Here is a 15,253-nt window from a genome sequence, read left to right as displayed (position 1 = left end):
CCACTTCGACCCCAATTCAAACCCGTACTCCAACCCCAACTGCTGCCCCCTTGACATGCTACCAAACCTCATATGCCGAGTTGGTGTTACAGGCACCAAGCCAAGTGCAGGTTGGCGATATTTTTACGTTGAGAATGAGTTATGTGAATATTGCCCCTTATACCATCGATATTAGCCGCGCCTCGAATGATTTAGCGATGTTTGATCCGCCGCTAGCAATGCCTTGCCAACGATTCTCGCACCCTACTTCGTGTGAAGAAATAACCATGCGGGCGACTTCCGCAGGTGAATTAACGATCGATGCTAGTGCTTTTGGCTTGGTTTTCATTAATGGTCAACAGGCGGAGGATGGATATGCGTATGCTCGCAATCCAGTTCATATCAATATTCTGCCAAACAATGCCATACCAACCCGTACTTCAACCCCGACCGCTACCAAAACTGCTACGCCATGCCCAACGAACTTAGCAATCAACGGCGGTAGCTGTAGCGGAACCCCAACTATCACACCAATCAATGGCACTGCAACGGCTACGCCGATTGTTTCAGGCTTGTTTTTGAGTGCGCCATACCTGGTCAATGTTGGTGATGTTTTTACCCTGACGATCCAGTATATCAATATTGGGATGCCCTATACGAGGGTCACCAATGGGTCAGGTGGAATTGGGCAATTTGATCCACCATTGACCATGCCATGCAAATTCAATCAGCATCCAACCCAGTGTCGCACTATTCGGTTGCGGGCAATTGCCGCAGGCTCGCTTCACCTTAGTGCTAGCGCTACAGGTGAAGTGCCAATTGCTGGTGGTGGTTGGGCTTGGGGCAGTGCTATTTCAAACCCAATTTCGATTCAAGTGCGCGACGTGTTAGCATATCGGATTTTTATTCCGCTGGCGAGAAAATAAACTGCTGAGTTGATTAAACAGCAACCGATCGCTACCACAGCGATCGGTTGCTGTTTAATTCAATTTAAATTCATTATTGCTAGCGAGCTTCTTTAATGATTTTTAATATCTATATTGCTAGATAGCTTGTTTTTTGGGCCATTTGTCCTATAGCAGGAGTAGTCCTAGTTGGTGAATACTTAACAGCCTAGGCCCATTAATCTAATTTAGAGGAGGACCCCTATGAATAACAGGCGGCTGGCCCTGTTAGTGAGCTTGTGTGCAGTGTTGCTTGGCTTTGCTGTGGCTAAACGACCTGAAGTAACAAGTGCCAAGGCGTTATTAACGCCAACTCCAACGCCCATTCGTTCAGAATTAATTCTGAGCGGCCCGACCGAAGTCCAAGTCGGTGAACTGTTCGTGATCATGATTCAGTATGTCAATATTGGTCTGCCCTACACCACGATCACCATGAGTCCGAACAATCTGGCTCAATTTGATCCACCGATGACGATGCCCTGTAAGTACAATGAACATTCGACAGGTTGTCGTGCAATTACATTACGGGCAACGGCTGAGGGAATGTTAGAAATTTCTGCATCGGCAACAGGCGAAGTGCCGATTGCTGGCGGTGGTTGGGCTTGGGGCAGTGCCCAAGCGCGTAATCCAATTTGGATCAATGTCGTTGATCCGAATGCGACGGCCACGCCAACTCCTATGCCAACCTGTGTGCCTGCGACCCGAACCCCAACGGCTACGATGTTGCCAACCTATACCCCAACTCCAGCAGGTCAGGCGACAGCCACGCCAACTCCAACCAAAACTCGCACACCAACACCAACAGCTCTGCCATGCCAACAAGCCTCATATGCCGAGTTGCTGTTGAGTGCCCCAAGCCAAGTCCGAGTTGGCGATGTCTTTACGCTAACGATTGATTATGTGAATATTGGTGCGCCAGATACTGGCATTAGCCTCAGCCCCAATGGCTTGGCCCAAATTGAAGCGCCATCAGTCATACCCTGCGATTTCTTCGAAGATCCAACCCATTGTACCCAAATTCGTTTGCGGGCAACTGCCGTCGGTGAATTAACGATTGATGCCTGGGCAACTGGTGAATTGTTTATTGATGGCGGCTGGATGTGGGGTGGGGCACGGGCACGTAATCCTGTGTATGTAAATATTGTGGCGGGTGATGGCACACCCACCTTTACGCCAACCCCGACCTTCCCAACTGCGCCATGTTTCACGCCAACGCCACAACCATTAAATAGCAATGGTGTGCAAACGACCCGAGTACCATGTACGCCAACCCCAACCCCAACGAAGACTGGCACGCCAACTCCAACCTTCCCAAGCTATCCATGCTATACGCCAACCACACGGCCAACTCAGAAGCAAGCACCCCAAGTAACCCAAGCGCCGTGTACGCCAACGCCAACTTCAACCGCAACGCCGACCTTCCCAACGGCACCATGTTTCACGCCAACCGCTCAACCATTGAATAGCAATCGCGTGCAAACAACCCAAGTGCCGTGCACGCCAACCCCAACGACTACTAAAACAGCGACTCCATGCCCAACCAACTTGGCGATGCGTGGTAGCACGTGTATCGGAACCCCAACGATCACGCCAAACCGTGGTAGTCCGACCATTACGCCAATTGTTTCAGAATTGATTTTGAGTGCGCCGCCATTGGTCAATGTTGGTGATGCATTCAGTTTGACAATTCAGTATGTCAATATTGGCGTGCCGTATACTGGAATCACACTCAGCCCAACCGGAACTGTCCAATTCGATCCACCATTGACGATGCCATGTAAATTCAACCAGCACCCAACCCATTGCCGCACGATTGGTTTGCGGGCGGTTGCGCCTGGTACGATTACAATTAATGCCGGAGCAAATGGCGAAGTACCAATTTCTGGTGGTGGTTGGGCTTGGGGCAGTGCTCATGCACGGAATCCTATTAATGTGCAAGTGCGCAGCGTTTTAGCCCACAAAGCCTTTATTCCGTTCGTCAAAACCCAATAAACTGCTGAGTTCAAGCCTGCTTAACCGATCGTCGTTATGGCGATCGGTTGGCATTTAAACATATTTCTTCAAGGTTAGAAGTGATAGTTCTTTAGATTTGGGAGATTTTAATGGATATTAACGTGGTGATAGATCGGTTTCAAAGCGCGTGCCAGAAATTTGATGCTGCAAAGTAGCCGTAAAAGCTTGCTTAATGAATAAAAATAACGATAGTTGTAAATAAGTTTATTTTTGGGCCATTAGTCCTATAGCAAGCATAGTTCCGATAGTCAATACTAAGAGTCTAGGATTATTATTCGGAATCGAGGAAACTTCTATGAGTAACAGGCGGCTGGCTTTGTTAGTTGGTTTATGTGCAGTGTTATTTGCTTTTGCTGTCGCTAAAAACCCTGGATCAACAAGTGCCAAAGTAGGATTAACTGAAACCCCAACCCCAAGCGAAATTCCCATTGCAACAAGTAGTACTATAGTACCATCACCAACTAATACTACTACCACGACACCGAGTGTTATCTGTCCAACCTACTATCCACTCGAGAGTAGCGTTCAGGCGCATATACCAAACTTAACTCCAACCCGAACCCCAGTTCCAACACCCAATGTCGATCCTTGCTATGTGCATCCGACATTATTTCTCAACGGACCAAGCCAAGTTAATGTTGGCGAATTATTCACTTTATCGATTACCTATGAAAATATTGGTATGCAACACACGCGAATCTGGTTTAATGATGCGAATTTGGCGCGATTCGACCCACCACTACTCATGCCATGTCAATATGATCGCCACCCAACCCGCTGTGAGCGTATTACGTTGCGAGCTACTAGCGTTGGTACCTTGGTTATCAATGCTGATGCACGAGGTGAATCGTTTCATAATGGTTGGTATTGGAGCTCAGCAGCGGCACGAACTCCGCTGACGATTAATGTTATTGATCCAAATGGCACACCAGTGCCAACCCCAACTTGTGTGCCTGCCACATTAACGCCTACGGTCACAGTCCAGCCAACCTATACATCTACACCAACCGTCGTTGGTCAGCGAGTTCCTGATTTAACCCAAACCCCATCGCCGAGTTCTACACCGATCATCACCCCTGTGCCTTGTCAACCAGCAGCAGCACCTAAGTTGCTGTTGAGTGCCCCAAGCCAAGTCCAGGTTGGCGATATTTTTACCATGACCGTCGATTATCAGAATATCAGCGGACCTCAAATGGAAATCACGCTTAGTGCAAGCGAGTTGGCCCAGTTTGATCCACCATTGACCATGCCATGTCGCTATTCTGAACATCCGACCCAGTGTTCAGCGATTACATTACGGGCGATGGCTCCGGGGATATTAACAATCAATGGCCAAGCCTTCGGCGAGTTGCTTATTGGTGATCGCTGGACGTTTGGTTATACGAGCGCCCGTAATCCCATTAATGTGCAAGTACACGATGGTCTACCCTATAAACTCTTTATTCCGTTCGTCAAAAACCGATAAACCTTCCAACTAAACAAGGCTCAACCGATCGTCGTTAGGGCGATCGGTTGGCATTTAAACAGCAATTCTCGGCTACAATGGCGCTGGTTCTTTGGCTTTTTGGAGGTCGTAATGGAGATTAAATGGACACCATGGCGCGGACAGTTTGTCAAAGGTGAAACGCCCAAAGATTCGCGCTGTGTGCTGTGCGTCAAACATGAAGAATCAAACGATGCTGAAAATCATGTGCTTTATCGCGGGCAATATAGCTATGTGCTAATGAATTTGTACCCCTATAATCCAGGTCATTTGATGATTGTGCCCTATGCCCATACTAATGATTTTGCCAATTTGCCTGCTGAAACTGCTGCCGAAATTATGCATTTGACCCAACGTTCAGCCACAATTTTGAGTACTGTGATGAACCCGCATGGCTACAATTTGGGTATGAATTTGGGGCGGCCAGCTGGCGCGGGCATCGATGAGCACTTGCATATGCATATTGTGCCACGCTGGAATGGCGATACCAATTTTATGCCATTAATCGGCGGGGTCAAGCTCATTCCCGAAGCCATGGATGATACTTACGCAGCTTTAGTTGGTCATTTTCAAGCGTTGTAGTTATTTGCTTAAATCGAGCAGCACATCGCGGATGCGCTCGGTGATTGAGCGGGCGGCAGGCGAGGGCGTGGGGTTTTGGTTGACCGAGCGTTGCTGCTCTAGATAATTGTGGGTGGCTTGTTGGCGCTCGGCTACCATCACCCCCAAACGTTCAGCCAATGAGGGATTTTTGGCATACAACGGAGCTAAATCGTGGCGTTCGATCACAATTGTGCGGGTATCTTCCTCGGCAATCACGCTGGCCGAACGTGGCTCATCCATTAACATGCCGCGCTCGCCAAACACATCGCCAGCGCCTAAGTACGAGACGACAATTGCCGGCTGATCGTCATGCGCAACTTCAACCCGTACTTTGCCGCGCGTGATTGCATACAAAATATGTTCATGGCGGCCTTGATGGGCCAGAATTTCGCCGCGTTCAAATAAGCGAATTTCGACATTCTCTGATAAAAAGCGCAATTCTTGCTCGTGCAAGCCATCGAGCAGCTTGATTCGCCGCAAACGGTCGAAAATTTGCTCAGGGGTGTAATCGAGGCGACGTTGCCGACTCGCTTGTTCAGGACGGGTCAGCACCATTTCGTTTGAGGCAAAGTGAATGCCTTGACGCTGGAACACATACCAAATTCGGCTGAGTGCATCGCCTTGCAACTGGGGAAAATCATCGTAGTTGCTGATCCAACATTTAACTTCGTAGGTCGTCGAAAACGCAGTGTAGTTGCGCACAAACACAAATGGTTCAGGCTGGGCGACGACCCCACGACTGGAAAGCACTGCTTCTTTCAACAATTCGCGCACCATCATCGGCGGGTGCACACAATCGACAGTTACTGCAACCCGCATGGCCACAGGCAACCCAGTTGCACTCATATTGATAATTTGTTGTTGGGCAATAATCGTGTTGGGAATGACTACGACCTGTCCATCACGCGGCTTGACCCGAATCGCCCGCCAGCTCATCTCCAAAACGCGGCCATAGCCAGTTTGCACATCGATGAAAATCCAATCGCCAGGCATAAAAGGCCGCTCCATTTGCAGCGCAATCCCAGCAATCACATTTTTGAGCAAATCTTGTAAGGCAAGGCCAACCACGGCTGTAAAAACGGTCGAGCTGAGCAGTACCGTGCCAATTTGCACTTTGAAAAAATGGCCAATACAAATCAACAAAGTCATGAGCAGCACAAACCCTCGCGCAATATCACGCATCAAGCGCGGGATTGCGTTGGGGCGGCCATCGGCTGCCAAACGCCGCACCAATAGTTGATCGCCAATATGCAAAACCACCGCAATAATCGAAACAGTCATGGTAGTTTGTAGCATTTTGGTGAGCAGCGGCCAATGCTCAAGCTGTTGATCCGACCATAGGCCAATTAAGCCAGCACTGCTAAGCGCCAAAAATTGGCCAAGGATGCTTAACCCGCTAATCAGCCCAATGCGCCGACCAAGCCGGATTAACAGGCGCAACACTGCATAGGTGCCAATTGCCCATAGCATTGGCTGAATGATATGCTCAATGACGCTTAACATAAGTGCATGTTAGGGTTTTGGTTCGGCCATGTCAAGCACCCAATACGGGTGGTCGCCAACGTAGGCTAGGCCAATGCCCACATGGCGATAAGCACAATTAGTGATGTTGGCACGATGTGGCCCATCAACTGGCTCGTCCATCCATTGGGCTACAACCTCAACCGGAGTGGCAAACCATGCTGAGATATTTTCGCCACGCCGAATAAATTGATAGCCAACCGCTTCAAGTCGCTGACTGTAGCTCCGACCATCGCTGCCAACGTGATCGATTTTTTCATGCTGAGCCATATCATCGGCATGGGCTTGGGCAATGCTTTGTAGCCGCGAATCGAAAACCAAGGCTTCACAATTGGTTTGTTGGCGCTCGCGATTAACCGCTGCTAACAGATCAAGTTTAAGGTCACCGGAACTGGTCAAACTGGCAGTTGCTTGGATGGTTGCTGATGGAACTGGACTAGCTGAGTTGCTTGGGCTGGCTGGGCTGGTGGCGCTTGGCGTTGGGGCTTGATTGGGCGTGATCGTCGGTAGAGTTGGCAATACGCTAGGGCTAGCAATTGGATTGGTAGCGCTCTCAAAGCGAATAATTGTGCCATTGAGGCGTGGCGCTAACCACCACACCCCAATGATCATGCCAATCATAATTCCTACCAACAATAAGCCTAAGCCACGCAAACTATTTGCCATAGGCAGCAATTTGGCTTAGCACATCGGTGATCAACGCGCTGAACATAGGTTTAGCGTTCTCGCCTGCCTCAAGCACCTCTTCATGGTTGGCTGGTGGTGCGTCGGGGTGGGCAATATTGGTGATCAACGAAATGCCCAAGACGCGCATGCCACGGTAGCGAGCCACAATCGTTTCAGGTGCGGTAGACATACCTACAGCGTCAACCCCAACCCCGCGCAGATAGTTCATCTCAGCGCCAGTTTCAAACGATGGCCCGGCCAGCATGGCATAAACCCCTTCGCGTAGCGTTGCGCCAGCCCGTTCAGCGGCGGCCTTGGCCATTGCACCCAATTCAGGATCATAGGCGTTGAGCATAGCTGGGAAGCGTGGACCAAGCGTATCGTCGTTGTGGCCGCGCAATGGGTGAAAGCCCGCCATGCCTGGCATAAAAATATGGTCGCTGATGCGCATCAAGTCGCCAACCTGCCAATTGGCATTTAAGCCACCAGCAGCATTCGTAACAATTAATATATCGGCTCCCAGCGCTCGCATCACATGCACAGGCAAGGTTACTTCGTCCATGGCATAGCCTTCGTAAAAGTGAAAGCGGCCACGCATTGCCAGCACTGAAACCCCACCGAGTTCACCTAAAACAAGTTCACCGCGATGGCCTGGCACCGCTGAAGGTGCGAAGCCTGGAATCGCAGTGTAAGGAACTACTACGGCATCCTGAATATGATCGACGAGTTGACTCAAACCAGAGCCAAGAATGATGCCAACTTGGGGTACACGCTCGGTATATTGACGAATGGTGGCGACTGCGCCAGCGATTGCTTGAGTTCGATTGGTGGTCATGAATTGAAATCCTTTGCAACAATAGCCACATTGCTATGGCCGCAGGCATTATATCCGACTTAAAATTTCACGTTTTTTGGCTTCAAAATCAGCATCAGTAATTAAATTTTTCTGACGTAGATCGTTTAAGCGCACCAACAATTCTTCAACATCCTGATCGTTGGGGCGTTGATAGGGCGGTACAAAGTTCTGATAGGCATTAACTGATTGCATATACATCGCTGGTTCGCGATCATGTTCCTCTTTAGCATTGAGCATAGCCCGTTTGAATTCAAGTGGCGCACGAATAAATGCAAAGAAGTTATCACTATTTTCGTTGGCGGTTTGTACCTCAAGATCACCATAATTAAACATACGACCCATAAATGTTTGACGCATTTGGACATCGTTAATTTTATCGAGTGATGAATCGAGGCTCGTTTTATTAACAATGCCGCGTAAATGAATGACCCGACGATCGGTTAATAAAAACTTTTCGTTACGCCAACGCAAGAAGTCCACTACAGCGCTCGCCAGAATCAACAGAATTATTGCAATTAGAATTAATTGCACATATGGTTGGATTTCTTGCCATTTTTGGCTTGGCAAATTGGTGATAAACACAATTGCCGCAACCATAATTGCTATAACAACGACTTCAAAGCTAATGCGTCCCAAGAAAACGAACGGATGCTGATGGGCTTCATATTTAATCTCTTCGTTTTCAGCCAAGAGTTGCTCAACATAGCTCATTGGTTGTGCTCCTTTAGGGGGAATCGCGGCTAGTGTAGTGGTAAGCTATAGGCTTGTCAACCACGCACTAAATTGAGAAATTGGGTTGATTTTAGCTCACGCTCTAAAATTTGGCTTAACGAGGCTTTCAAAACAGCGCGAGCTTCATGAACTGTCGCTGGGGCTGGCACAAGGCTGACGACCGTCTCTAGCGGCATTCGTGCCAGATAGCGTAACAATTTGAAGGTATTGAGGTTGATCGGCAATGTTCGTGGCTCGCTGCTTGAACATTGTTGACATAAAACACCTCCAGTGATTGGGCTATACCGATCTGCTTCTGGGCTAAGCTCGCGTTCGCAGTTAGCACAATCAAACAGATGTGGCCGATAGCCTGAAAGAATCAGCGTGTGTAATTCATAATACCGCAAAATTACATCGCGCCGCACAACTTCATCAAGCACATCCAAGGCTGCCAGGGTTTCGCATGTTAGGCGAAAAAGCGCCGGATTATCGCTCTCGTCGGGAGTCATTTGATCAAGCAATTCGGCAACGTAATAGCCTTGGCTGATCCGCGAGAGATCTTCACGCAAGCTGCGAAATGGCTGAACCACGCGACTTTCGGTCACCACATCGAATGAGCGCCCTTTGGCAAGTTGTAAGCGGGTATGGATAAAAAGTTCTAAGTGACCAGCTAATTTGCTGGTCATTTTGCGCACACCTCGCGCCGTAACGCTGAGTTTGCCATGATGCGGCGTATAGATCGTCAGAATTCGATCAGCCTCGCCAACATCGGAGCGCCGAATAATCAAGGCTTCAGTGGTATATAATCGGTCGCGCATGCTGGCTCCTTCTAGCTTCGATTAATGATTGATAGCCACTGGTTGACGTTGGCGGTGAGTTGTTGGCGTTCGCTGTTGGGCAAGGCCTGCACCACCCGCTCAATCACTGCTTGGCTGACCAAATTTGGTGCTAAACGCTGAACTGTCAATAAAGCAGTAATCAACTGTTTAAGATCATGGTCATTGATCCGTTGATCTGGCTCGCTGACTTGGTTGATCGCATAGCCTGCTGCATGCAACAGATTGGTTAATGCGGCACTATCAGCTATTTCTAATTCCCAAAGTTGGGGATTAAGCTCAGCATAAGGTGGTAAGTTGGGCAGCTTAGCCAGCTCGTTGAGCAACGTAGGATCATCGGCTTCCAGCAATAACGCCGGACGAGCCAATAAGTGCTGGCGATCGGTTTGCCATTGCTGAAATAAGCTTTGCAAATCGTTTGGCACTGGTCGGTCACACCAACGTTGCAAAAATGTGCGCATTTGGCTGGCTTGAATTCCACGGTGCAAGGCTTGGCTATACGAATGGGCGGTCAATCGCACGAGCATTGTGCCCTGCGTATCGGTTGATTGCCATTCCGTGATGCGTTGGATTTGAAAGCGCGGCAACGGCTCAACCGTTGGTGGAACCCGAATCAGGCCATCGCTGCTTAGTTGTAGTTGCCCTGCGAAGTGACTCGGCTCGTACACTGGATCGATTAAGCAGCTTGCCCATTGGGTTAAACGCAAGGCCTGCGGATTGTTAAGTTGATCGACATCAATCAAGCCGAGCCAGAACAATGGCCCTTGGCAGGCGGCTTTGATCCATGCGCCCTCAACCTTGGCCCAATGCTGCCAACCAATCAATGGCTTGCCAGCTTGATCGTGAATGCTAGGCTGCTCGAAATCGCTGCGCAACAGTTCGGGATGCAAGGCTTGGATTTGTGCCAGTAAATCGTCGAAGGCCAACCATTGATCGCCTGGTGCGGTTGTTAATACTTGCCATAAGGCTTGACGAGCAGCTTGGTGGGTAAATCGAACTTGAATTTGCAACTCAGTCAAGCTAAACTCATCAAAATCACAAGTCAACCATCCATTAAACAAGCGCTCTAACCGCTGTTTGGGCGTAGCTTCCAGCCAATTAATTGGGTTGCCAGCGAGCTGAAGCTGCTGATTCTGAACCTGTAATAAGCCAGCCTCAAGCGCCAAATTTCGTAGCCACACTAATTGCGGAAATTGGCGTTCGCTTGCTGGCGTAGAAACTGCTATGCGTTGACAGATTGCTTTCAAGCCGTCGCGTTCAAGCTGGAGTTGGCGGGTCAGCCGTAATGGTTGCTGATAACACAGCGCCAAGATCGTGGTGAGCAGCGTTTCGGTTTGATTGAGATCCGCTTCGATCCAGTTGTTTGGGCTGGGATGGTGCTGCCATGTTGGCAAACTGGGGGCCGAAACTGCTGGCAAAGCCTGCAACCAATCGCTAAAAATCACGTAATACTCGCCGTCCAGCGTTTTGAGTGGCTGAAGCAAGCCCAAAATATAGAGATGTTCAAGCACCGAAGCTTGGCCGTGCAGCGCCAATAAATAGGCCCGAGGAGTCACAATATCCCGATGTGAGCGAATTTTGCCAAACTCACGTTCAAGCGATTTGGCCGCGAGCTTACCACCAACCGCAATCACCCGATCAAGCGCCGAGCGTTCAGGCGTGGATAAACGCGCAACCAGGGCTTGAATGGCGCTTGGTTGCCCAAGCTGAGCAGCATCGGCAACTTGCCATAAATGTGCCAGCACATGGCGTTCGCTGGTAGGTAAACTGGCCAGCCATTCGATTGAAGCATGTGTTCGTATCATACAAGAAATTATACCCTTTACATTGCAGCATGATTGCATACAATTTGGAAGAATTCATTTTCGCTAATTGAAGGAGCGCACCTGTATGGAATGGTTATCTGATCCACAGACTTGGGTATCCCTATTAACCTTGACTATGCTCGAAATCGTCTTAGGGATCGATAATATTGTGTTTATTTCGATCTTATCAGGCAAACTACCCCAAGCCCAACAAGCCAAAGCACGCCAAACTGGTTTAGCCTTAGCCTTGATCACACGGATTTTGCTGCTGCTTTCGCTTTCGTGGGTTATGAGCTTAACCAAGCCACTCTTTACGGTTATTGGCCAAGAAATTTCAGGGCGCGACTTAATTTTGCTGGTTGGGGGCTTGTTCCTCTTGGGCAAGGCAACCTTTGAAATTCACGAACGTTTGGAAGGTTCTGAGCATCATGAGCAAAATGTCAAAGCCAAATCATTCAATTCAGTAATTGCCCAAATTTTAGTCTTAGATATTGTGTTCTCGCTCGACTCGGTGATTACAGCGGTGGGTATGGTTGATCATATTGAAATTATGATCGCAGCAGTGGTTATTTCGGTGGGCGTGATGTTGCTCTCAGCAGGCAAAATCAGCGATTTTGTCAACAGTCACCCAACGGTCAAAATGTTGGCCCTGAGCTTCTTGCTCTTGATTGGGATGTCGTTGGTGGCCGAAGGCTTCGATCAACACATTCCAAAAGGCTATATTTATTTTGCAATGGGCTTTTCGGTGTTGGTCGAAATGCTTAACTTACGGGTTAAGAAAGTTTCTCAAAAGCCTGTCGAATTGCGCCAACCTTCATATTTGCAAGAAGCAGTTGAAGAAAGCACCAAGTAACCGATTGGTTAACGATGTAACGGCGGGTAATTGCTACCCGCCGTTGTTGGTTTAATTGGGCTAGCGGTTTAGCCGTGGCGAGCAGCGTTAGACTTTTTGATGTAGTCGATGCCATCGCCTAAAGCTAATGGCCTATGCCCAATCAGCTGTTCGGTGGCCGATTGCGGCGCACTATTATCAAGGCTGAGCATGGTCAGTTGGGCGGGCGTGACTGGTGGTTTGGGCAATAATTTATCCATCATAAAGACTGCTGGCTTCATCAATGGCACTGGCACATAGATTTTGCTACGTTTTTTGCCCAATTTTTGCATAATCAAATCAAGCATTTGCTCGTAAGTTAGCGCTTCTGGCCCGCCCAATTGATAGATTTGGCCAATCGTGCTGTGATCATCTAAGGCTTTGATAAAGGCATCGATCACATCGTCGCGCCAAACAGGCTGAAATTTAGTTTTGCCATCACCAACAACGGGCACAAACGGCGCTGGGGCAATCATCAACGGGCGGCGCACCAAATCGGCCAAGGTATTGATAAATTCATCGCCTTCGCCAAAAATCACCGACGGCTGAAAGACCGTCCAGTCTAAGCCACTAGCCTCAACATATTTTTGTGCCCGAAATTTCGTATCCATATAGGGCAAATTGGGGTCGTTGACCACGCCAAGCGCACTCATATGCAAAAAACGCTTGACTCCGGCAGCCTTGGCGGCATCGACCACATTAACCGTGGCTTGATAATTCATGCGTTCGAACGTGATTCCGCCCGAACGTTCGCGAATAATCGCCACCAAATGAATAACCGTGCTAACCCCTTTCATCGCCGCGATTAACGACTCAGGATCGGTCACATCGCCTTTGACAATTGAAACATTGCCAGCAACCAGCTTTTGAGCTTTTTCTGGGGTGCGAGCCAACACTCGCACTGGCTCAGGGCGTTGGCGTAATTTTTCAATCAAACGTGAACCAACATAGCCTGTGCCACCAGTTACTAAAATCATACTTGCCCCCATTGATCAAGCGGAAACTCACGGTTGAGCTTGCGCAAGCGCCAGAGAATTTTGGGTAGATAAGCCAATTTTGCCCCTAACGAGAGGCTGGCGCGTCGATTAAACACATCATAGTTATTGCGCACAATCTGATCAAGAATGCCGCGATAGACAGTTGCCGCGGTTGCCACGGCAAAGCGTGAATCGGGGTGCAATAACCCGATGCCCTGCCAACTTTCATCATAGAGTTGATGCGCCCGCTGCATTTCAAATTGTAATAATTGCTGCATCTGTGGGCTGCGTACCCCATTCAAAATATCTTGTTCGCTCACCCCGAAGCGCGCTAGATCTTCTTTTGGTAGGTAGATCCGATTACGCCGCGCATCTTCACCAATATCGCGCAGAATGTTGGTTAATTGCAAGGCCACGCCTAATTTGATTGCGTAGGGCACGGCTCCTGCGGCGTAGCCAATCACTTGCATGCTGAGCAACCCGACTACCGAAGCCACACGATAGCAATAGAGCCATAAATCGGCAAAGGTTGCATAGCGATTAATCGAGAGATCCATCTCGACTCCCGCCAATAATTCTGATTCAAGTTTGCTGGAAATTCGAAAATGGTTGCGCACATGATGCCAAGCCAACGGCACGGGGTCGTCGTGGCGCGGGGTGGAACGTAAGGTTTTGAGCCATTGTTGCAAACGCTCTGGGGCTGTTTCTGGGTGCATGTCTACCAAGTCGTCGCTCGTTCGACAGAAGGCATACAATACCCGAATCGCATCACGCTTCCGAGCAGGCAACAATTGAGTACTAAAATAGAAGCTCTTTGAGTGAACGTTGGTTAGTTCGGTACAATGGGCATAAGCATGATTAAGCCATTGGTTGCTGGGCTGATGTGACACGCACTCGGCAACCGTTGGAATAAATTGAGCTGGTAAGGTCAACCCAGCACACATTTGAGGATCGAGCGAAGGCCAAGACATAGCGCATCCTTCCTGCTACAGACTCACCATAGGTTTGCTTTTGGTGCTACGCAAACATTTTGGTTTTGGATGAGTCGGCGCAAGAATTAGGCCAATAAATCCTCGATTTTGTCGCAGGCTTGGTCGGCGTTATAGCCCAAAAAGATCCCTGGCAACACGGTTTGTTGGGTTGCGCCACTTAATGCTGCCCCACCATAGCCAATGATTGGTGGTTTTGGCATTTTGTGCAGTTCTTGGAGCAAATGCATGGCTTGGCTGTAATTGTCTTTGGTGGTGGCACTGAGCGCTACCAATTTCGGGCTGAGCCGTTGCACCGTATGCAATAATTCGGAAGCAGGCAGGTTGCTGCCAAGATATACCACTCGCCAGCCGCGCCGCATCAAAAACAAGGCTACCATCATCACCCCAAGCTCATGCTGCTCGCCAGGCACGGTTGCCACCACAATTACGCCTCGGTTTGAGCGCGTGCGGGCTTGATGAATCAGATTGCTCAATTTCAACGACATAAACGCGGTAGCTGCATGCTCCTGCGAGATTGAGATTTTGCCAGCATGCCAACCATCGCCAATTGCCACCATCGCCCGTTCGATGACTTCGATACAAACCGTTTCAACTGGATAAACGCTAAAGGCTTTGTTCAAAATATCTTCAGCTTTGAGCACATCGAAGCTGAGCAAGGCTTGGACACAATCGTTACTTAATTCAGCTAGTGGTGCTGGATCAAAACTTGGTGGCTGTTCGATCACACTATCGGTTTGCAGCAAGGCCACGGCTTGGCTGATGGTTAATCCCGATTCAGTTTGTTGGCGCAACCAATCAATAATCGCAATATCGCGATCAGAATAGGCCCGTTGGCGGCCTTCGGTGCGCTCAGGAAACGGCACACCATAGCGGCGCTCCCAAGCTCGCAGCGTATCGGCGGCAACGCCTGTTCGTTGCACCACAGCCTTGGTGTTGTATAACGGTTCTTGGCTAAAATGCGTGAATCGGTCGGTTATTTTGCTCATGTGCTCCACC

Annotated in this window: 14 protein-coding genes; 5 read left to right on the top strand and 9 right to left on the bottom strand. The window is 49.2% G+C overall.

What is annotated here, in order from left to right; genetic code table 11:
* Positions 1-143 precede the first annotated feature (143 nt).
* The 4 genes from LCH85_06225 to LCH85_06210 all read left to right on the top strand — a co-directional run bounded on the left by LCH85_06225 (position 144) and on the right by LCH85_06210 (position 5,001).
* On the top strand, positions 144-905 hold the full coding sequence (locus LCH85_06225; GenBank protein ID MCA0351574.1) for a hypothetical protein: 762 nt from the start codon (positions 144-146) through the stop codon (positions 903-905).
* 222 nt (positions 906-1,127) lie between these two features.
* A complete protein-coding gene (locus LCH85_06220; GenBank protein MCA0351573.1) occupies positions 1,128-2,915 on the top strand; it encodes a hypothetical protein in 1,788 nt (595 codons plus the stop codon).
* Between the two features lie 316 nt (positions 2,916-3,231).
* Positions 3,232-4,401, top strand: a complete 1,170-nt coding sequence (locus LCH85_06215; protein MCA0351572.1) for a hypothetical protein — start codon at positions 3,232-3,234, stop codon at positions 4,399-4,401.
* 111 nt (positions 4,402-4,512) lie between these two features.
* The gene (locus LCH85_06210) at positions 4,513-5,001 is read left to right on the top strand and encodes an HIT domain-containing protein (protein ID MCA0351571.1); all 489 of its coding nucleotides are present in this window, start codon (positions 4,513-4,515) and stop codon (positions 4,999-5,001) included.
* On the opposite strand, the gene LCH85_06205 is transcribed toward LCH85_06210, so the two are convergent.
* From LCH85_06205 to LCH85_06180, 6 genes are read right to left on the bottom strand one after another with little or no spacing between them, the layout of a single operon-like run.
* Positions 5,002-6,525, bottom strand: coding sequence for a mechanosensitive ion channel family protein (locus tag LCH85_06205; GenBank protein ID MCA0351570.1), 1,524 nt, complete (start codon positions 6,523-6,525; stop codon positions 5,002-5,004).
* A gap of 9 nt (positions 6,526-6,534) precedes the next feature.
* Positions 6,535-7,209 carry a CAP domain-containing protein gene (locus LCH85_06200; GenBank protein MCA0351569.1) on the bottom strand — a complete coding sequence of 225 codons (675 nt, stop codon included), beginning with the start codon at positions 7,207-7,209 and terminating at the stop codon, positions 6,535-6,537.
* Positions 7,199-8,044 (bottom strand): purine-nucleoside phosphorylase, encoded by an 846-nt coding sequence (locus LCH85_06195; GenBank protein MCA0351568.1) that lies wholly within the window; start codon positions 8,042-8,044, stop codon positions 7,199-7,201. Before LCH85_06195 ends, LCH85_06200 begins: the two co-directional genes overlap by 11 nt.
* 48 nt (positions 8,045-8,092) lie before the next feature.
* Positions 8,093-8,776, bottom strand: coding sequence for a PH domain-containing protein (locus tag LCH85_06190; protein ID MCA0351567.1), 684 nt, complete (start codon positions 8,774-8,776; stop codon positions 8,093-8,095).
* A gap of 56 nt (positions 8,777-8,832) precedes the next feature.
* Positions 8,833-9,594: a DNA repair protein RecO gene (recO, locus tag LCH85_06185; protein ID MCA0351566.1), complete on the bottom strand. Its 762-nt coding sequence runs from the start codon at positions 9,592-9,594 to the stop codon at positions 8,833-8,835.
* A gap of 11 nt (positions 9,595-9,605) precedes the next feature.
* Positions 9,606-11,417, bottom strand: a complete 1,812-nt coding sequence (locus LCH85_06180) for a helicase-associated domain-containing protein (GenBank protein MCA0351565.1) — start codon at positions 11,415-11,417, stop codon at positions 9,606-9,608.
* 85 nt (positions 11,418-11,502) lie between these two features.
* Here LCH85_06180 and LCH85_06175 point away from each other — a divergent pair, with 85 nt between their 5' ends.
* Complete coding sequence (locus tag LCH85_06175; GenBank protein MCA0351564.1) at positions 11,503-12,270, top strand: TerC family protein; 768 nt, start codon at positions 11,503-11,505, stop codon at positions 12,268-12,270.
* Between the two features lie 68 nt (positions 12,271-12,338).
* Here the strand turns inward: LCH85_06175 and LCH85_06170 are convergent, their stop codons facing one another.
* The 3 genes from LCH85_06170 to LCH85_06160 all read right to left on the bottom strand — a co-directional run bounded on the left by LCH85_06170 (position 12,339) and on the right by LCH85_06160 (position 15,243).
* Positions 12,339-13,265, bottom strand: a complete 927-nt coding sequence (locus LCH85_06170; protein ID MCA0351563.1) for a complex I NDUFA9 subunit family protein — start codon at positions 13,263-13,265, stop codon at positions 12,339-12,341.
* A complete protein-coding gene (locus tag LCH85_06165; GenBank protein ID MCA0351562.1) occupies positions 13,262-14,236 on the bottom strand; it encodes a phytoene/squalene synthase family protein in 975 nt (324 codons plus the stop codon). Before LCH85_06165 ends, LCH85_06170 begins: the two co-directional genes overlap by 4 nt.
* Before the next feature lie 86 nt (positions 14,237-14,322).
* Positions 14,323-15,243 carry a cobalamin-dependent protein gene (locus LCH85_06160; protein ID MCA0351561.1) on the bottom strand — a complete coding sequence of 307 codons (921 nt, stop codon included), beginning with the start codon at positions 15,241-15,243 and terminating at the stop codon, positions 14,323-14,325.
* Between the last annotated feature and the right edge of the window lie 10 nt (positions 15,244-15,253).

The sequence above is a fragment of the Chloroflexota bacterium genome, from assembly GCA_020161265.1.
Taxonomy (GTDB): domain Bacteria; phylum Chloroflexota; class Chloroflexia; order Chloroflexales; family Herpetosiphonaceae; genus Herpetosiphon.
The sequence above is the reverse complement of the archived record's forward strand: the minus strand, read 5'-3'. Positions and strand labels throughout refer to the sequence as shown.